This is a genomic window from Rhizobium sp. P1_E1 (assembly GCF_056406015.1).
This window is the reverse complement of the sequence record NZ_JBFUAY010000001.1, coordinates 213,976-231,153: the sequence shown is the minus strand read 5'-3', so window position 1 is coordinate 231,153 and position 17,178 is coordinate 213,976. Positions and strand designations below refer to the sequence as shown.

Annotated in this window: 19 protein-coding genes; 12 read left to right on the top strand and 7 right to left on the bottom strand. The window is 61.0% G+C overall.

Features of this window, described 5'->3' with window-relative positions; genetic code table 11:
• The first annotated feature begins 1 nt into the window (after position 1).
• From AC1D1Z_RS01200 to deoA, 4 genes are all read left to right on the top strand, one after another.
• Positions 2–391 carry a cytidine deaminase gene (locus AC1D1Z_RS01200; protein ID WP_018244330.1) on the top strand — a complete coding sequence of 130 codons (390 nt, stop codon included), beginning with the start codon at positions 2–4 and terminating at the stop codon, positions 389–391.
• Positions 388–1,188 carry a purine-nucleoside phosphorylase gene (locus AC1D1Z_RS01195; protein ID WP_018244331.1) on the top strand — a complete coding sequence of 267 codons (801 nt, stop codon included), beginning with the start codon at positions 388–390 and terminating at the stop codon, positions 1,186–1,188. The genes AC1D1Z_RS01200 and AC1D1Z_RS01195 overlap by 4 nt, the downstream gene beginning before the upstream one ends.
• Before the next feature lie 114 nt (positions 1,189–1,302).
• Complete coding sequence (deoC, locus tag AC1D1Z_RS01190; RefSeq protein WP_018447978.1) at positions 1,303–2,079, top strand: deoxyribose-phosphate aldolase; 777 nt, start codon at positions 1,303–1,305, stop codon at positions 2,077–2,079.
• A 1-nt stretch (position 2,080) separates the two neighbouring features.
• Complete coding sequence (gene deoA, locus AC1D1Z_RS01185) at positions 2,081–3,388, top strand: thymidine phosphorylase (protein ID WP_047617534.1); 1,308 nt, start codon at positions 2,081–2,083, stop codon at positions 3,386–3,388.
• Between the two features lie 6 nt (positions 3,389–3,394).
• On the opposite strand, the gene AC1D1Z_RS01180 is transcribed toward deoA, so the two are convergent.
• The 7 genes from AC1D1Z_RS01180 to AC1D1Z_RS01150 all read right to left on the bottom strand — a co-directional run bounded on the left by AC1D1Z_RS01180 (position 3,395) and on the right by AC1D1Z_RS01150 (position 8,859).
• Complete coding sequence (locus AC1D1Z_RS01180) at positions 3,395–3,964, bottom strand: TIGR02281 family clan AA aspartic protease (RefSeq protein ID WP_047617532.1); 570 nt, start codon at positions 3,962–3,964, stop codon at positions 3,395–3,397.
• Between the two features lie 125 nt (positions 3,965–4,089).
• A complete protein-coding gene (upp, locus tag AC1D1Z_RS01175; RefSeq protein ID WP_477849250.1) occupies positions 4,090–4,719 on the bottom strand; it encodes a uracil phosphoribosyltransferase in 630 nt (209 codons plus the stop codon).
• A 102-nt stretch (positions 4,720–4,821) separates the two neighbouring features.
• Positions 4,822–5,790 carry an adenosine deaminase gene (locus AC1D1Z_RS01170; RefSeq protein WP_131605411.1) on the bottom strand — a complete coding sequence of 323 codons (969 nt, stop codon included), beginning with the start codon at positions 5,788–5,790 and terminating at the stop codon, positions 4,822–4,824.
• Positions 5,787–7,007 (bottom strand): phosphopentomutase, encoded by a 1,221-nt coding sequence (locus AC1D1Z_RS01165; RefSeq protein ID WP_047617527.1) that lies wholly within the window; start codon positions 7,005–7,007, stop codon positions 5,787–5,789. Before AC1D1Z_RS01165 ends, AC1D1Z_RS01170 begins: the two co-directional genes overlap by 4 nt.
• A gap of 109 nt (positions 7,008–7,116) precedes the next feature.
• Complete coding sequence (locus AC1D1Z_RS01160; RefSeq protein WP_047617525.1) at positions 7,117–7,698, bottom strand: TadE/TadG family type IV pilus assembly protein; 582 nt, start codon at positions 7,696–7,698, stop codon at positions 7,117–7,119.
• Positions 7,698–8,333, bottom strand: a complete 636-nt coding sequence (locus AC1D1Z_RS01155) for a TadE/TadG family type IV pilus assembly protein (RefSeq protein ID WP_047617523.1) — start codon at positions 8,331–8,333, stop codon at positions 7,698–7,700. Before AC1D1Z_RS01155 ends, AC1D1Z_RS01160 begins: the two co-directional genes overlap by 1 nt.
• Before the next feature lie 115 nt (positions 8,334–8,448).
• Positions 8,449–8,859, bottom strand: coding sequence for a pilus assembly protein N-terminal domain-containing protein (locus tag AC1D1Z_RS01150; RefSeq protein ID WP_027682168.1), 411 nt, complete (start codon positions 8,857–8,859; stop codon positions 8,449–8,451).
• 380 nt (positions 8,860–9,239) lie between these two features.
• On the opposite strand from AC1D1Z_RS01150, the gene AC1D1Z_RS01145 reads away from it, so the two are divergent.
• The 8 genes from AC1D1Z_RS01145 (at position 9,240) to AC1D1Z_RS01110 (ending at position 17,171) form a co-directional block, all read left to right on the top strand.
• Positions 9,240–9,428 carry a Flp family type IVb pilin gene (locus AC1D1Z_RS01145; protein ID WP_003555874.1) on the top strand — a complete coding sequence of 63 codons (189 nt, stop codon included), beginning with the start codon at positions 9,240–9,242 and terminating at the stop codon, positions 9,426–9,428.
• A 125-nt stretch (positions 9,429–9,553) separates the two neighbouring features.
• Entirely contained in the window at positions 9,554–10,066 is a 513-nt protein-coding gene (locus AC1D1Z_RS01140) for an A24 family peptidase (protein WP_047617518.1), read from the top strand.
• A gap of 110 nt (positions 10,067–10,176) precedes the next feature.
• Entirely contained in the window at positions 10,177–10,992 is an 816-nt protein-coding gene (gene cpaB / locus AC1D1Z_RS01135) for a Flp pilus assembly protein CpaB (RefSeq protein WP_047617516.1), read from the top strand.
• A gap of 12 nt (positions 10,993–11,004) precedes the next feature.
• Complete coding sequence (locus AC1D1Z_RS01130) at positions 11,005–12,504, top strand: type II and III secretion system protein family protein (RefSeq protein WP_477849215.1); 1,500 nt, start codon at positions 11,005–11,007, stop codon at positions 12,502–12,504.
• A complete protein-coding gene (locus AC1D1Z_RS01125; RefSeq protein ID WP_047617513.1) occupies positions 12,501–13,259 on the top strand; it encodes a CpaD family pilus assembly protein in 759 nt (252 codons plus the stop codon). Before AC1D1Z_RS01130 ends, AC1D1Z_RS01125 begins: the two co-directional genes overlap by 4 nt.
• A 14-nt stretch (positions 13,260–13,273) precedes the next feature.
• Positions 13,274–14,551: a CpaE/TadZ family protein gene (locus AC1D1Z_RS01120; RefSeq protein WP_131605413.1), complete on the top strand. Its 1,278-nt coding sequence runs from the start codon at positions 13,274–13,276 to the stop codon at positions 14,549–14,551.
• A gap of 131 nt (positions 14,552–14,682) precedes the next feature.
• The gene (locus AC1D1Z_RS01115) at positions 14,683–16,158 is read left to right on the top strand and encodes a TadA family conjugal transfer-associated ATPase (protein ID WP_047617509.1); all 1,476 of its coding nucleotides are present in this window, start codon (positions 14,683–14,685) and stop codon (positions 16,156–16,158) included.
• A gap of 5 nt (positions 16,159–16,163) precedes the next feature.
• A complete protein-coding gene (locus tag AC1D1Z_RS01110) occupies positions 16,164–17,171 on the top strand; it encodes a type II secretion system F family protein (RefSeq protein WP_130653416.1) in 1,008 nt (335 codons plus the stop codon).
• Positions 17,172–17,178 lie beyond the last annotated feature (7 nt).

The following is a 17,178-nucleotide window of genomic DNA, read 5'->3' as shown; positions in this document are numbered from 1 at the left end:
TATGTCTCACGATCTGTTCGAAGCCGCCCGCGGCGCCATGGCCTTTGCCCATGCGCCCTATTCGAAATTTCCGGTCGGCGCGGCGATCCGCGCCGAGGACGGCAAGGTCTATACCGGCGCCAACATCGAAAACCTCTCCTTTCCGCAAGGATGGTGCGCCGAGCCGACGGCGATCAGCGCCATGATCATGGGCGGCGCGAAGAAGATCATCGAAATGGCTGTCATTGCCGAGAAGCTGCCGCTCTGCCCGCCCTGCGGCGGCTGCCGCCAGAAGATCTCCGAATTCGCCTCCAAGGAGACGAAGATCTACCTCTGCGATGAAGCAGGCGTGAAGAAGACCATGACTATGGAAGAGCTTCTTCCCTTCAGCTTCGAGACTGAACTCGGATGAAGGCGACGGTCAGCCTGCTCGCCGCACTGCTCGGCGGCATCAAGCCGCGCCACGGCATCGTGCTCGGCTCCGGTCTCGGCTCCCTCGTCGGTGAGCTGGACGGCGCCGTTCGTGTTCCCTATCGCGATCTGCCGGGCTTTCCCGTCAGCGCTGTCTCCGGCCATGCAGGCGAAGTCGTCGCCGGCCGCCTCGGCGGCGTGCCTGTCGTCATGCTTTCCGGCCGCGTGCATTATTACGAGAAGGGCGATGCCAACGCCATGCGCCTGCCGATCGAGGTGCTGAAGGCGCTCGGCGTCGAAGCGCTGATCCTGACCAATTCCGCCGGATCGCTGCGCGACGACATGCCGCCCGGTTCGGTGATGCAGATCACCGACCATATCAACTATTCCGGCATGAACCCGCTGATCGGTGAGGAAAGCGATCATCGTTTCGTCGGCATGACCAATGCCTATGACGCCGGACTTGCCGCGGCGATGCAAAAGGCAGCGGCAAAGCTTAAAATCGAGCTGGCGCAGGGTGTCTATATGTGGTTCTCCGGTCCAAGCTTTGAAACGCCGGCAGAAATCCGCATGGCGCGCATCCTTGGCGCCGATGCCGTCGGCATGTCGACGGTGCCCGAGGTGATCATCGCAAGAATGCTGGGTCTGAGGGTTGCCGCCGCCTCCGTTATCACCAACTATGGGGCAGGCATGACCGGCAATGAGCTTAGCCATGAAGAAACCAAGGACATGGCGCCCATCGGCGGCGCCCGTCTCGCCGCGATACTGAAAGACATGATTGCGGCTAGAACAGGATGATTTTAGGCCGGGTCGGCCTAAAATCTGAATCCTGTTCTAAATTATATAGTTAGAGCATGATGTCGTCCGAAAACCGCGCACACTTTTCGGCCTCATGCTCTAGAGGAAGCGAAGATGAATAGCTATTCCAACCGGGAAACGGCGGCTGTCGCCCTTTCTCTTCTCGACCTCACCAATTTGAAGGATGATTGCACCGAGGCGCAGATCGACGCGCTCTGCGCCCGCGCGCAGACGCCCTACGGCAACAGTGCTGCGATCTGCATCTGGCCGCGGTTCGTCGCTCAGGCCCGCAATATCCTTGGCACCGGCCATGCCGTGCGTATCGCGACCGTCGTCAACCTCCCCTCTGGCGATATGGAAGTGGCCGATGTCGCTGCTGAAGCACGCGAGGCGATTGCCGATGGGGCCGATGAGATCGATCTGGTCATTCCCTACCGCAAGCTGCTCGCCGGCAACGAGAAGGCGGTGACCGACATGGTCAAGGCCGTGCGCGCCGAATGCGCCGGCCCCGTTCTTCTGAAGGTCATCATCGAGACTGGCGAGCTGAAGGATGCGGCATTGATCCGCCGTGCCGCCGAACTCGCCATCGAAGCCGGCGCCGATTTCATCAAGACCTCCACTGGCAAGGTCGCCGTCAACGCGACGCTCGAAGCCGCCGATATCATGATCCGCGCTATCCGCGAAAGCGGCCGCAAGGTCGGCTTCAAGCCGGCAGGCGGTATCGGCTCGGTGGCTGATGCCGCACTCTATCTGAGCCTTGCCGAAACCATCATGACACCGGACTGGGCGATGCCGTCGACGTTCCGTTTCGGCGCTTCCGACCTGCTCGACGATATCCTGGCGGTTCTAAGTGGAACACAGTCGGCACCGGCTGCGGCGTCGAGCTACTGAAATGATTCCGCAGGAGATCATTCGGCGTAAGCGCGATGGCGACGAACTCGACGCCGCCGATATCAGGTCCTTCATCGCGGCACTCGCTGCCGGTCGATTGTCGGAAGGCCAGATCGGCGCATTCGCCATGGCCGTCTGGTTCAAGGGCATGTCGCGGGCCGAAATCGTGGCCTTGACGCTGGCGATGGCCGATTCCGGTGACAGGCTGCAATGGGCCGATATCGACCGCCCGATCGCCGACAAACATTCGACCGGCGGCGTCGGCGACAATGTTTCGCTGATGCTGGCGCCGATCGCCGCCGCCTGCGGCCTCGCCGTTCCGATGATCTCCGGACGCGGTCTCGGCCATACCGGCGGCACACTGGATAAGCTCGAATCCATTCCCGGCTATAGGATCACTCCGGACGCCGACCTGTTCCACAAGGTCGTGAAGGAGGCGGGATGCGCCATCATCGGCCAGACCGGCACCTTGGCGCCCGCCGACGGCAGGCTCTATGCCGTGCGCGATGTGACCGCCACCGTCGATTCCATTCCCCTCATCACCGCCTCTATCCTCTCGAAGAAACTTGCGGCCGGGCTCGAGACGCTGGTGCTTGACGTCAAGGTTGGCAACGGCGCCTTCATGGCTGACCGCGGCCAGGCGGAGATCCTGGCGCAGTCGCTGGTCGAGGTGGCCAATGGCGCAGGCGTGAAAACCTCGGCCCTGATCACCGACATGAACCAGCCGCTTGCCGATAGTGCCGGCAATGCCGTCGAGATGCGCAACTGCCTGGATTTCCTGGCAGGCAGGAAAAGAGACACGCGGCTTGATATCGTCGTTCTCGCCTTCGCCGCCGAGATGCTGGTGAAATCAGGCATCGCCGCTTCGCCTGACGAAGCCGAGGGGATGGCGCGTCAGGCCTTGTCATCGGGAAAGGCGGCTGAAGTCTTCGCGCGTATGGTATCGATGCTCGGCGGCCCGTCCGACCTCATCGAAAATCCCGACCGACACCTGGCCAGGGCGCCTGTGGAAAAACCCGTTCCGGCCGCCCGTTCCGGCTGGCTTGCCGCCTGCGATGCGCGCGGTATCGGCGTTAGCGTCATCGATCTCGGCGGCGGAAGACGCCATCCGTCGGATCGGATCGACCATCGCGTCGGCTTTTCCGAACTCCTGCCGCTTGGCACCCATGTGACCGCGGGCGAACCGATCGCTCTCGTTCATGCCGCTGACGAAGCCGCGGCGGAGAGGGCGGCTGCGGCGCTTGCCATGCACTACCGCATTACTGACGACAAGCCGGAGACGACGCCGGTGATTGCAGGCCTTGTTTGACGCAGTTTACTGCTTGAGGCTGAGCGAACCGTCGGCGACGGAATAGGAGGCGAGCTTCTGCAGGAAACTAATGCCGACCAGCGTCGTCGTCAGCGCATCGTCCCTCAGGACGAAGGCTTCGACATCGCGGACGCGAATGCCGCCGATTTCGACCCGGTCGAGTGTCACATGCGCGGCCTTCGTCTGGCCGTTCGCAGTGTTCACCCCGTAGCGGAAATCGAGCTGGTTGGCGGTGAAGCCCAGTCGGCGGGCGAGCGTCTCGTTGAGCGCCACATAGGTGGCGCCGGTATCGATCAGACCTTGCACCGGCTTGCCGTTGATCTTGAAGCTGCCGGTATAGTGGCCCTGTGCATCGGCCTGCAGGCGGATCGCATTGCTGCCGTAGACGGGCTCCGGTGCGGCCGGTTGGTCGGTTTCGGTCGATACATAATTGGCGGAGAGAGCGTCAGCAGGCTGCTGGCTGGTGCCTCCGAAGAAGGAAGGCACCTGTGTGGCGAGCACCGCGGCGATGCTGGCGAATAGGACGGTACGCACGAGCATGAAACAGAAATCCTTCCTGTATAAACCCCGCTTCATGCGGGGCCTCATGCTTCAGACCTCCTAAACCTCAAGTGCTGATAAGTTGCTAATATCGACGCCGAAAGGCCCGGAGTGAACCACCGGGCCGTAAAGTCTTTCGATTTGGTAAAGGAAGGCTGAAATTACTTGGTGCCGTACATGCGGTCGCCGGCATCGCCGAGACCGGGCACGATATAGCCCTTCTCGTTGAGATGACTGTCGATCGATGCGGTGAAAACCGGAACATCGGGATGCGCCGCACGGAAGTTGCGGATGCCTTCCGGCGCGGCAAGCAGGCAGAGGAAGCGGATATTGTGGGCGCCGCGCTCCTTGAGCTTGTCGATTGCCGAGATCGAGGAATTGCCGGTTGCAAGCATCGGGTCGACGACGATGATCAGTCGCTCGGCCACGTCCTCCGGCGCCTTGAAGTAATATTCGACCGGCTGCAGCGTCTCGTGGTCGCGATAGACGCCGATATGCGAGACGCGCGCGGATGGCACGAGATCGAGCATGCCTTCGAGCAATCCGTTGCCGGCGCGCAGGATCGAGGCGAAGACCAGCTTCTTGCCTTCGAGGATCGGCGACTCCATCGTCTGCAACGGTGTCTCGATCGTTTCCATTGTCAGTTCGAGATCGCGGGTCACCTCGTAGCAGAGCAGTGTCGAGATTTCGCGCAGCAAACGCCGGAAACTTCCCGTCGATGTCTCCTTGCGCCGCATGATGGTGAGCTTGTGCTGCACAAGCGGATGATCGATGACCGTGACGCCGTCCATGGGGAAGCCTTTCATTCTTTCTATCGAATGTTTCTTTCACGGAAATCGGCCCGACCGCAAGAGTGGTGGTCAATTTGCGCCGATCTTCCCCAACCTCTACCCTCAAAGCCGGGCGAGCAAGACCTTGCGCGTCTGCTCGTCGACGAAGGCTGCCTCGATCGCAGTGCGTGTCATCGCGTCAATCTCGGCGTCGCTGAAACCGAAAACCCCTGCGGCAAATTCGTATTCCTGCTTAAGCGATGTATGGAAGAAAGGCGGATCGTCCGAGCTGATCGTCACCCCCACGCCTGCTTCCTTCAGCCGGCGCAGCGGATGGGAAGCAAAATCGGGAAACACCCCGAGCGCGATATTGGAGCCTGGGCAGATCTCGAGCACAGTTCCGAGATCGGCAAGCCGCTTCACCAAGTCAAGATCCTCGATGGCGCGCACGCCATGACCGATGCGCGAGGGGCGCACCGCATCGAGCGCGTCGGCGACGCTGAAGGCGCCGCAAACCTCACCGGCATGGATGGTTAGCCCGAGGCCGGCATCGCGGGCGATATCGAAGGCGCGGGCATAATCGGCGACGCGCCCCATGCGCTCCTCGCCGGCAAGGTTGAAGCCGGTAATCAGAGGATTGCCGGCCTTAACAGCATATTCGGCAGCACCAATCACGCTCTCCGGACCGAAATGCCGCTCGCCGGTGACGATCAGCCGGGCCTCGATGCCGCTCTTTTCCCTAGCCCGCCGGATGCCTTCGCAGATACCCGCAATATAGGCGTCGGCCCCCAGGCCGATGCGCTTGCCGTGATCGGGCGAAACGATGAGCTCGCTGTAGATGGTATGGATGCCGGCGAGTTCGTCGAGATAGGTTTCGGTCAGAAGCGCATAGTCCTCCTCGGTCCTGTAGACCTCGGAAACCTTGTCGTAACATTCGAGGAAGCTTGCGAAATCATGCCAGACATAGGCTCCGTCGCGAAGTTCAGCGCTGATGTCGACGCCATATTTCTGCGCCTGCGCCGCGGTCAGAGCTGGAGGGGCCGCACCCTCCAGATGGCAGTGCAGTTCGACCTTCTTCAAATGCGATGTCACAGAAAGCTCCTTCCGTGCGGCCCGGTCGGGATGCCGAGATGCCGAGCGATGCTCTCGCCGATATCGGCATAGCTGCGGCGCACGCCGATCGAACGCGACCGGATGCCCGGGCCATAGGCGATAACAGGCACGCGCTCGCGCGTATGGTCCGTGCCGCGCCAGGTCGGATCGCAGCCATGATCGGCGGTGAGTACGACGAGATCGCCGGGCTTCAGTTTCTTGTGGACTTCGGGCAAGCGCGCATCGAAGGCCTCGAGGGCTGCGGCATAACCCGGCACGTCGCGGCGATGGCCATAGATCATGTCGAAATCGACGAAATTGGTGAAGACGAGATCGCCGTCCTCAGCCTCGTCAATCGCCGAAAGCGACGCATCCATCAGCGCCTCGTTGCCGTTCGCCTTGATGACCCGCGAGATACCCTGATGCGCGAAGATATCGCCGATCTTTCCCACAGCATGCACGTGCCGGGCGTGCTCGATAAGCCGGTCGAGCAACGTCGGCTCCGGCGGCAGCACAGAAAAGTCGCGCCGGTTTCCTGTGCGCTGGAAGGTAGAGACGGACTGGCCGATGAAGGGCCGGGCGATGACGCGGCCGATATTGTAGGGATCGAGCAGCCCCCTGGCCAAACGGCAGAAGGCGAGCAGACGATCGAGGCCGAAATGCACCTCGTGCGCAGCGACCTGGAAGACCGAATCCGAGGAGGTATAGCAGATCGGCTTGCCGGTGCGGATATGTTCCTCGCCGAGTCGGGCGATGATCTCTGTTCCCGAGGCATGGCAGTTGCCGAGAATGCCGGACACCCCGACTTCCTTGCATAGCGCCTCGATGAATTCCTGAGGAAAGGCGTCGCCCTCGATCGGGAAATAACCCCAATCGAAATTGACAGGTGTTCCCGCGATCTCCCAATGGCCCGATGGCGTGTCCTTGCCGCGTGAGATTTCGGTGGCGGCGCCATAAATGCCGTAGACCTTCTCCGGGACGGGCATGCCGGCAGGAAACCGGCCGGAGGCCGACCGTGCAATGTGCATCAGCCCGAGTTCCGACATGTTGGGCAGGGAAAGCGGCCCTTCGCGCAATCCGGCGCGGTCCCCGGCGCCGGCTGCGCAGAACTCGGCGATATGGCCGAGCGTATCGGCGCCCTCGTCACCATAGGCCGACGCATCCGGCGCTCCGCCAACGCCGAAGGAATCCAGAACGAAAAGAAAGGCACGCGCCATTTTACACCCGAGAGAGCCGATCGCCGGCCTCTGGAATGTCGGAGGCGGCTGAAATCCAGCCATATAATGCTGCGGCCGGCTTGGCAAATTCGAGAAGTGGGAAAGGCCGTCAGCAGTCGCCGCAGGGGATCGAGTCGCCTTGCCGCTGGCGGTAGAAATAACTGCGGCTGATGGTGATCGTGCGCATGCCGTCCGGCATGAAGTTCGGCGCGAACAGGAACATCGTATAGGGGATGCTGAGCTCGGTCCGGACCAGGAAACTGTTCGCCGTCTTCATATCAGACGGCACGTTGCTCACCGTGGCGTTCTTGGCATAGGGCACCGTCCCGTCCTGCGCCCAGGACCAGAGCACCTTCGCATTGGCGCTGGCATCGATGGTAATGCCGGTGATCTTCAGCGTTAGCGACGTCGAGTTGTAGGGTACGAAGATCGCCGTTGCGACCGATGGCATCTGCGCGAGCGCGCTCTTCGTGACGGATTGCTGCTGGGTGACGAGATCGGCCACCGTTCCTGCGGCGCGTGTCGCGCGCTTGCTGACGCTGAGGCCGATCGTAATCTCGAAAGCGCCGATATAGAGCATGATCAATACGGGAAAGAGGATCGCGAATTCGATCGCTCCGGCGCCCTTGCGGTCTCGGGCCAGTCGCCGCGCCGTCAGGACCAATCTGGTGAACGGGTTGCGCAACGCCATTATGGATACTGCTCGTTCTGGAAGGCCGCGGTTGCGACGATCAGATATTGGCTCGGCATCGAACCGTCGGAGGGGCGTATCGTGGTGATATAGGGCCGGACCAGGTCCGTGATGATTTCCCAGCGGTAATAGGCGCGCATCATGTTGATCGTGCCGGCGCCGCCCGGCGCATATTTGAAGGCCGCCGTGTTGATATCGGCATATTTGTCGGTGGAAAGCTTGGGGATCGTCGTCGGAATGGCCGAGAAGGTACTGAACGTCTGTACGTCCAGGTAGAGCTTGCTCGGTGTGGCGACTTCGCTCGCCGAGCAGCGGACCAGGATCGAGATCTCATCGCAGAAAGCCTGGCGGAATTGCGCCTGGTTCATATCTGTCGTGCGGCCGAGATTATAGGTGATCTGCCCGGTTCGCATCCGGCGGCTCATCGTATCAACGCCGTTGGAGACGAGTTCTTCGGCGGCGAAGGCGACGAAAGTTTCGAGGATTGCGAAAATCACCAGGAAATAGGGAATGGCGAGCAGCGCGAATTCGATCGCCGCTGCGCCGTCGCGCGAACGGGCGAGAGCGCGAAACCGTGAGAAACGGAACGGGGCGAAGGCGCGCCGCTTATCCGTCTGCTGATCAATTGCCGTCATTGCCTGGACCCGAGCGATATTTTCCACTCGTCAGACTACGGTCTGTTCGTTGATTTTCCGTTTCAACCTGACACGACGATTTTAACGAATGGTCGAGGAAGCTCCCAGATAGTACTCAGGGTGAGGCGGTCGTGGTGGCCGCTTGCTGCGCATGCTGCTCGCAGTTCGGCGTGCAGGACAGCACGGAGCGCTCGGTCTGTCGGTAGACGCGCACCGTATTGCCCTCGTCGATCGACACCAGGATGCGCTCGTCGAGGATCGCATTGCCGTCGGCATCGAGAAGGACCAGATTGGTGGTGCCGAAGCTGCGTCCTGTCAGCACGATGGTCTTGGCGTCGGCGACGGTCGCATCGGCGACCTTGGCATTGCCGACGATCACCTTGCTGACGGGGCGGTCGAGCTTCAATACGCGCGCGTGATCCATATAGACGCGCAGCATGTCATCGTCTGCGGCCGCGGAAACTCCCGAAATACCGAAAACGGCGATCATGCCGGCAAAGAAAATGGTTTTGCCGCTCGATGACATTTGGTCCTCTTTCACGATCACAGCGCAATATGCACATAGAATGGAAAAAAATGGTGAACGAAGCCTTAAGTCTGCCGCGCTGTTCCAGGATGAAGCGTAACGCTCCGATCTGGCACGGTCTCCGGGCGACGCACGCTTCGGTTGGAGACGGAATTTGTGCTATTTCCGGATGAATGCAGCGATTATTCCCGGAATATTGTTAAATATTGAGGTAAGCGCGTAAGAAAATACTGACTCTACAAAGGCCTGTTGTCTCGTTCACATGTCGTTAACTCTTTTCCTTAAGCCGATGGAAACGGCCATTCGCTAGGTTGAAGTCATCCGATCAACGGCAAACAGTTGGCGGACGTGCTGAACATCAACTGGAGTTAGGAGTTACCATGACCAAGCTTTTTAGCCGTTTTCTGAAGGACGAATCCGGCGCGACCGCAATCGAATACGGCCTGATTGCCGCCCTCATTTCCGTAGCGCTCATCACCGGCGCAACGAGCCTCGGCGGCAAGATCGGCAATACGTTTAACGGCCTGAGCACCAAGATGGACAGCTCCGTCACCGCGAGTGGCGGCTGAGCCAGCGACCGCCTAGCGGCATCCGCACAATGCCGGCCGGATTTGCTCCGGCCGAACTATCCGAGCGGGCTCACAGGCTGAACGGCCGTGAGCCTTTTTGCATCTCGTTATGATCGGGTATACGCATGATCGCAGACGCTGTCTTCGTGATACTGCCACTCTGCCTCGCTATGGCGGCTTTCTCGGATCTGTTCACCATGACGATCCCGAACCGTATTTCCCTGATCCTGACCGCCTCTTTCCTCGTACTCGCGCCGCTCTCAGGCCTGGGCCTGGAGGCGATCGGCATGCATGTTGCCGCTGCCGCCATTGTCTTTAGCGCCTGTTTCGCCCTATTTGCCTTCAATGTGATGGGCGGCGGCGACGCCAAGCTGTTGAGCGCCACCGCGCTCTGGTTCGGTCTCAATCAATCCCTTGCGTTCCTGATGACCGACGTTGCCATGATCGGTGGCCTCGTCACCTTGTTGATCCTGCTGGTGCGAGCACAATCAGACAGCATCCTCGCAATCGGCCTACCCCTGCCGAACTCGGTCCTCCACGCCAAGAAGATCCCCTACGGCATCGCRATCGCGATCGGCGGCTTCATGGCCTTTCCTTCCTCGCCGCTGTTCCTCGCCGCGCTGGAAAGCCTGAAATAACGGCATTTTAAATGCCCGTTAACTTAAAATGTAAGCGTTCCATTAACCATAATTATACCAATTGCTGAGCATTCTACAGGGCGAACATATCGTGCCCTGAGGAATGATCGATGAAACCGGCTCGCCTTATAATCCTAGCTGTCGCCGTGGTGGCAGCCGGCCTCGCCGGCCTCCTGGCAATGCGCATGGCGGGCAGTGGCGGTGTCGTCACCCAGGTCCGCTCGGTCGTCGAGAAGGAGCCTACCGTCAACATCCTCGTCTCGAGCGCCAATCTGCCGGTCGGCGCAAGGCTGGACGACAAGTTGGTGCACTGGATGGCCTGGCCGCAGGGCGGCGTCGTCCCGGGCCTCATCACCGAAGCCGACAAGCCGGATGCGATCAAGGATCTGCAGGGCGCCGTCGTGCGTCTTCCGATCTTCGAAGGCGAACCGATCCGGCCGGAAAAGGTCGCCGATTCCAGCAGCCGCATCCTTTCCTCGCTATTGCCGGCCGGCAAGCGCGCCGTGGCGACCGAGATATCGGTGGCAACCGGCGCCGGTGGTTTCATCCTGCCGAACGACCGCGTCGACGTCATCATGGTCCGCAAGGGTACCGAAGCCGACAAGCTCATTACCGAAACCGTGCTGAGCAATGTCCGCGTTCTCGCCATCGACCAGCAGATCCAGGAAAAGGACGATGGCTCGAAATCGGTGGTCGGCACGACCGCAACACTCGAGCTCACCCCTGATCAAACGAAGGTTCTGGCTGTCGCCCAGCAGATGGCGGACCGGCTGTCGCTCGCGCTGCGCTCAGTCGCCGATGCGCAGGAGCAGGATACAAGTGCAGCCGACTATCTCCTGAGCGGCGACAACGGCAGTGCGATCATTCAGGTCATCAAGTCGGGCGCCATCGTCACGGATGCCAGCGCAGCACCGAAGGCGGAGTAAAAGGACGTGCAAATGGGCAATTCAACGCGGCGCGCCGGACCTCTCCTGACAGGTTGCCTTTCGCTGGCAATCGGAGTCTCCGGTATAGTGCCCGCCTCTTTCGCTCCGCTTCTCGGCGCAGGCGAGGCGCGCGCCGATTCCGATAGCCTGGTCCGGATCTCGCAGACCGGCTCCAATGCCCATCGCCGGCTGAAGCTCGGCCTCAACAAGGCCGTCGTCGTCGATCTGCCGGAGGACGCGCATGATATCCTCGTCTCCGATCCGACCATGGCCGATGCTGTGACCCGCACATCGCGGCGCATCTACCTGTTCGGCAAGAAGGTCGGCCAGACCAATATCTTTGTCTTCGGCGCCGGTGGACAGGAGATCGTCAATCTCGATATCGAGATCGAGCGCGACGTCTCCGGCCTCGAAGTCAATCTTCGCCGCTTCATTCCCGACTCCAACATCAACGTCGAAATCGTCTCCGACAACATCGTGCTGACCGGCACCGTGCGCACGCCACAGGATGCCACGCAGGCGGCCGATCTGGCGCAGGTCTTCCTGAAGGGTGGTGAGGCGACGACCAGAACAGAGACGGCATCCGGCACCGGCGGCGACAGTTCCGTCGCGCTCTTTGCCGAAGGCCGTCAGACTTCGCAGGTCGTCAACCTCCTGCAGATTGAGGGCGAGGACCAGGTCACCCTCAAGGTGACGATCGCGGAGGTCCGCCGCGAGGTGCTGAAGCAACTCGGCTTCGACAATCTGGTTTCCAATTCCTCCGGCATGACGGTCGCCCAACTCGGCAGTCCCGGCACCGACAGTGCCACATCGACGGTTGGCGGCGGCCTGGCGGCGCTCTTCAAGAGCTCGATCGGCAAATACGATATTTCGACCTACCTCAACGCGCTGGAGCAGGCCAAAGTCGTCAAGACGCTCGCCGAGCCGACGCTGACGGCGATATCGGGCCAGGCCGCGACCTTCAATTCCGGCGGCCAGCAACTTTATTCGACGACCGACAGCAACGGCAATGTCACCGTCACGCCGTTTAACTACGGTATCAACCTCGCCTTCAAACCAGTCGTGCTGTCATCGGGACGCATCAGCCTGCAGATCAAGACCAATGTCTCCGAACCGGTGGCCGGCAGCGGCAACGCCACCTATCAGCGCCGTTCGGCGGAGACTTCGGTGGAGCTGCCCTCGGGCGGTTCGATCGCGCTCGCCGGCCTTATCCGCGACAACGTTTCCCAGACGATGGGCGGCACACCAGGCGTCTCGAAGATCCCACTGCTCGGCACGCTCTTCCGCCAGAAAGGTTTCGAGCGTCAGGAAACCGAGCTCGTCATCATCGCAACGCCCTATCTGGTACGTCCGGTGGCGCGCAATCAACTCAACCGGCCGGACGACAATTTCAGCCCCGAAAACGATGGCGCAACCTTCTTCCTCAACCGTGTCAACAAGGTCTATGGCCGCAGCGAGGCGCCTGTCGCCGACGCGCAGTTCCACGGCTCGATCGGGTTCATCTACAAATGAGCGGGGCACGATCGGCAGCAATGGCAGAAAACAGAGATCAGGCGATGGCCCATATGAATTCGACGACACCCCACCTCGGAATCTCGAAGGCGCTTTTGGCCGCAGCCGCCATTTCGGTGGCCGTCCTTTCCGGATGCGCCGGTCCGCACGACCAACTGACGACCGGCGGCATTCCGGATGACTACCGCGCCCGCCACCCGATCATCGTCACGGAGGCGGAGCAGACGGTGGATATACCCGTCGCCTCGACCGATCGCCGCCTGACCATCGCCCAGCGCGACCTCATCCGCGGCTTTGCCGCAAACTACATCTCGCGCGCCTCAGGCCCGGTTTACGTGCTGTCGCCGCAAGGTTCGCCCAATTCGGCAGCAGCCTATCAGCTGCGCAATCAGGTCCGTGCCGAGTTGGCGTCGCGGGGGATCGCAAGCTCGAAGATCGTCAACACATCCTATGCCGCCGCCGGCGCGGGCGATGCGGCGCCGATCCGGTTGAGTTTTACCGGCACCACCGCGATCACCACGCAATGCGGTCAGTGGCCCAAGGACATCTCGAACGATTTGACCAACCAGAATTACTATAATTTCGGCTGCGCTTCGCAGAACAACCTGGCCGCCCAGATAGCCAATCCGGAGGATCTGGTGGCACCCCGCGGCATGACTCCGATCGACGCGCAGCGGCGCAACAATGCGATCCAGGAATACCGGACGACGACATCCACGATCGAAGATGTTGCCGACAGCAACAGCGGCTTCTGAGGCGGAACGGAACGATGAGCGCGATCGAATACGAAATCCGGAATCCCAGCGAGCTTCGCAACGCCGACGAGGCGGTGCGTATGGCGGATCTGGAAAACATGCGGCCGCTGCCGCGCATCTCCGTCCATGCATTCTGCGAGAGCGAGGCCCTGCAGCATGTTATGGAGCGCTGCGTCAATGATCGGCGTGTAGCGAAAGTCAGCATGCGCATCACCAGCGGCGGCATCGCCGCTGCCGCCAATATGTTTTCCGGCGCCCCGACGCCGAACCTCATCATCCTCGAGACCAAGGCGAATGCCGCGAACCTCCTTGCCGAACTCGCGCCGCTCGCCGCCGTCTGCGATCCGACGACCAAGGTCGTCATTATCGGTTATTACAACGATATTGGCCTTTATCGCGAACTCATCCGCAACGGCATTTCCGAATATATGGTCCAGCCTGTCGCCATGCCCGATATCCTGGCGGCGATGGCCTCGATCTTCGTCGATCCGGACGCCGAGCCGCTTGGCCGCAGCATCGCCTTCATCGGCTCGAAGGGTGGCACCGGTGCCTCGACCATCGCGCATAATTGCGCCTTCGGCATTTCCAATCTCTTCTCCACCGAGACGATCCTCGCCGATCTCGACCTGCCCTATGGCACGGCGAACATCGATTTCGACCAGGATCCGGCCCAGGGCATCGCCGAAGCGGTCTTCGCGCCCGATCGTCTCGACGAAGTCTTCCTCGACCGCCTGCTGACGAAATGCTCCGAGCATCTGTCGCTGCTTGCGGCACCCTCGCTGCTCGACCGGGCCTATGATTTCGACGGCCAGGCTTTCCAGCCGGTCCTCGATGTTCTGCAGCGCAGCGCGCCTGTCACCGTGCTCGATGTTCCGCATGCATGGTCGGAATGGACGCGCTCAGTGCTGTCGAGCGTCGACGAGGTGGTCATCACAGCGGTTCCCGATCTCGCCAACTTGCGCAACGCCAAGAACATGCTGGACGCGCTGCGCAAGATGCGGCCGAACGACAGGCCGCCGCATCTCATCCTCAATCAGGTCGGCATGCCGAAACGTCCGGAGATTTCGCCGTCGGATTTCTGTGAACCACTGGAGATCGATCCGATCGCGATCATCCCCTTCGACATCAATCTTTTCGGCAACGCCGCCAATAGCGGCCGGATGATTTCCGAAGTCGACCCGAAATCGCCGACGGCGGAAACATTTTCGCAGATATCGCACATCGTCACCGGCCGGGTCGCAATCAAGAAGGCGAAGAAAGGCGGCCTGCTGGGCCTCTTGAAGCGCAAGTAGACGATGAGCAATTCCAGCAAAAGTGTGCAGCGGTTTTCGTCCGGAATTGCGTGAAAACTAAAAGATAGAGCATTTCCTTGACTCGGAGAGATCGGGAAATGCTCTAGAACGAGCAGATTGGATCGAGCGGTATGTTTGGAAAACGCGGAAACGAAGGTTCCGGAAAGGTCGGAGGGGCGATTGCTCCGCCGCCGCCGGTTCCGGCCGCCGCCCCTGCGGCCTCTTCCCCCTCCATTCTGGTCGAACCCTCGCGCGAGCCCGTGCGCCAGCAGGTGACGCCACCGCCAATGCAGACGCCGCAGCGCAAGCGCCCGGCCCGCACCGATGAATATTACGACACCAAGGCGCAGGTCTTTTCCGCGCTGATCGATACGATCGATCTCTCGCAGCTTTCCAAGCTTGACGGTGAAAGTGCGCGTGAGGAAATCCGCGACATCGTCAACGACATCATCACCATCAAGAACTTTGCGATGTCGATCTCTGAGCAGGAAGAGCTGCTCGAGGATATCTGCAACGACGTCCTCGGCTACGGCCCGCTGGAGCCGTTGCTCGCGCGCGACGATATCGCCGATATCATGGTCAACGGCGCCGGCCAGACTTTCATCGAAGTCGGCGGCAAGACGATTGAATCGGAGATCCGCTTCCGCGACAATGCGCAGCTTCTCTCGATCTGCCAACGCATCGTCAGCCAGGTCGGCCGCCGTGTCGACGAATCGAGCCCGATCTGCGACGCGCGCCTGCCGGATGGTTCGCGCGTCAACGTCATCGCGCCGCCGCTGTCGATCGACGGGCCGGCGCTCACCATCCGCAAGTTCAAGAAGGACAAGCTGACGCTCGATCAACTCGTCCGTTTCGGCGCGATCACGCCGGAAGGCGCAACCGTGCTGCAGATCATCGGGCGCGTGCGCTGCAACGTCGTCATTTCGGGCGGCACCGGCTCGGGCAAAACGACGCTGCTGAACTGCCTTACCAACTATATCGACAGGGATGAGCGCGTCATCACCTGCGAGGATACGGCCGAACTGCAGCTGCAGCAGCCGCATGTCGTGCGCCTCGAAACGCGCCCGCCGAATATCGAAGGCGAGGGCGAAATCACCATGCGCGATCTCGTCAAGAACTGCCTGCGCATGCGTCCCGAGCGCATCATCGTCGGCGAAGTGCGCGGACCGGAGGTTTTCGACCTGCTGCAGGCGATGAACACCGGTCACGACGGTTCGATGGGCACGATCCACGCCAACACGCCGCGCGAATGCCTGAGCCGTATCGAATCGATGATCGCCATGGGCGGCTTTACCTTGCCGGCAAAGACGGTGCGCGAGATCATTTCCAGCTCGGTCGACGTCGTCATTCAGGCGGCACGCCTTCGTGACGGTTCGCGCCGCATCACCCAGATCACCGAGGTGATCGGCATGGAAGGCGATGTCATCATCACCCAGGATCTGATGCGCTACGAGATCGAAGGCGAGGATGCGAACGGCCGGCTGATCGGCCGGCACATGTCGACCGGCGTCGGCAAGCCGCATTTCTGGGATCGCGCTCGCTACTTCAACGAGGAAAAGCGTCTTGCCGCCGCCCTCGACGCGATGGAAGCGAAAACCAAGGAATAGGTGAGATGTTCGGGTTCGATCCGGTAGTGCTGGCAATCGTCGTCCTCGCCGCCGTCTCCGCGGCGGCGGTCGCCTATGCCCTGTTGTTTTCGAAGATCGAGGCCGACAAGAAATCGGCGAGCCGCATCAACCGCGTCAAGTCGGCCGAAAGTGACCGCGTCAAGGTCAAGGCTGCCCGTGACCGGGTGCAGGAACTGTCGAAGCGCCGCAAATCGGTGCAGGACAATCTGAAGGATCTGGAAAAGCGCCAGCACGAAAAGACCAAGAAGACCCTGTCGATGAAATCCCGGCTGGTGCAGGCCGGCCTGACGATCACAGTGGCGAAATTCTATCTCATCAGCGCCATCTTCGCCTCCGTGCTGCTGTTCGTCGCCTTCGTCGTTGGTGTATCGTGGATGGTCATGGTCGGTATCGCCGTCGTCGCCGGTCTCGGTCTGCCGCGCTGGGTTCTCGGCTTCCTGATCAAGCGCCGCCAGACCAAGTTTCTCAACGAGCTTCCCAATGCGCTTGACGTCATCACGCGCTCGATCAAATCGGGTCTGCCGCTCAACGATGCGATCCGCCTTATCGCCACCGAAGGCACCGACCCGGTGAAGAGCGAATTCCGGCGCGTGATCGAGGCGCAGCAGGTAGGCCTCAGCATCCCCGACGCCTGCGCCCGCATGACGCTCCACATGCCGCTCCAGGAAGTCAACTTCTTCGCCATCGTCATCGCCATCCAGTCGCAGGCCGGCGGCAATCTGTCGGAAGCGATCGGCAACCTCTCGAAGGTACTGCGCGAGCGCAGGAAGATGAAGGCCAAGGTCTCGGCGCTGTCGATGGAAGCCAAGGCATCGGCGGTTATCATCGGCGCTCTGCCCTTCATCGTCGCGACCCTCGTCTATCTCACTTCGCCGAATTACATGATGATCCTTTTCACCGATCCGCGCGGCCATTTCATCATGGGTGTCTCGGCGATCTGGATGTCGATCGGCATCTTCGTCATGCGCAACATGGTCAATTTTGACATTTAGCCGGAAG

Coding starts and splice junctions, on each gene's coding strand:
- AC1D1Z_RS01200 (WP_018244330.1), top strand. CDS start 2: ATGTCTCACGATCTGTTCGAAGCCGCCCGCGGCGCCATGGCCTTTGCC.
- AC1D1Z_RS01195 (WP_018244331.1), top strand. CDS start 388: ATGAAGGCGACGGTCAGCCTGCTCGCCGCACTGCTCGGCGGCATCAAG.
- deoC (WP_018447978.1), top strand. CDS start 1,303: ATGAATAGCTATTCCAACCGGGAAACGGCGGCTGTCGCCCTTTCTCTT.
- deoA (WP_047617534.1), top strand. CDS start 2,081: ATGATTCCGCAGGAGATCATTCGGCGTAAGCGCGATGGCGACGAACTC.
- AC1D1Z_RS01180 (WP_047617532.1), bottom strand. CDS start 3,964: ATGAAGCGGGGTTTATACAGGAAGGATTTCTGTTTCATGCTCGTGCGT.
- upp (WP_477849250.1), bottom strand. CDS start 4,719: ATGGACGGCGTCACGGTCATCGATCATCCGCTTGTGCAGCACAAGCTC.
- AC1D1Z_RS01165 (WP_047617527.1), bottom strand. CDS start 7,007: ATGGCGCGTGCCTTTCTTTTCGTTCTGGATTCCTTCGGCGTTGGCGGA.
- AC1D1Z_RS01160 (WP_047617525.1), bottom strand. CDS start 7,698: ATGGCGTTGCGCAACCCGTTCACCAGATTGGTCCTGACGGCGCGGCGA.
- AC1D1Z_RS01155 (WP_047617523.1), bottom strand. CDS start 8,333: ATGACGGCAATTGATCAGCAGACGGATAAGCGGCGCGCCTTCGCCCCG.
- AC1D1Z_RS01150 (WP_027682168.1), bottom strand. CDS start 8,859: ATGTCATCGAGCGGCAAAACCATTTTCTTTGCCGGCATGATCGCCGTT.
- AC1D1Z_RS01145 (WP_003555874.1), top strand. CDS start 9,240: ATGACCAAGCTTTTTAGCCGTTTTCTGAAGGACGAATCCGGCGCGACC.
- cpaB (WP_047617516.1), top strand. CDS start 10,177: ATGAAACCGGCTCGCCTTATAATCCTAGCTGTCGCCGTGGTGGCAGCC.
- AC1D1Z_RS01130 (WP_477849215.1), top strand. CDS start 11,005: ATGGGCAATTCAACGCGGCGCGCCGGACCTCTCCTGACAGGTTGCCTT.
- AC1D1Z_RS01125 (WP_047617513.1), top strand. CDS start 12,501: ATGAGCGGGGCACGATCGGCAGCAATGGCAGAAAACAGAGATCAGGCG.
- AC1D1Z_RS01120 (WP_131605413.1), top strand. CDS start 13,274: ATGAGCGCGATCGAATACGAAATCCGGAATCCCAGCGAGCTTCGCAAC.
- AC1D1Z_RS01115 (WP_047617509.1), top strand. CDS start 14,683: ATGTTTGGAAAACGCGGAAACGAAGGTTCCGGAAAGGTCGGAGGGGCG.
- AC1D1Z_RS01110 (WP_130653416.1), top strand. CDS start 16,164: ATGTTCGGGTTCGATCCGGTAGTGCTGGCAATCGTCGTCCTCGCCGCC.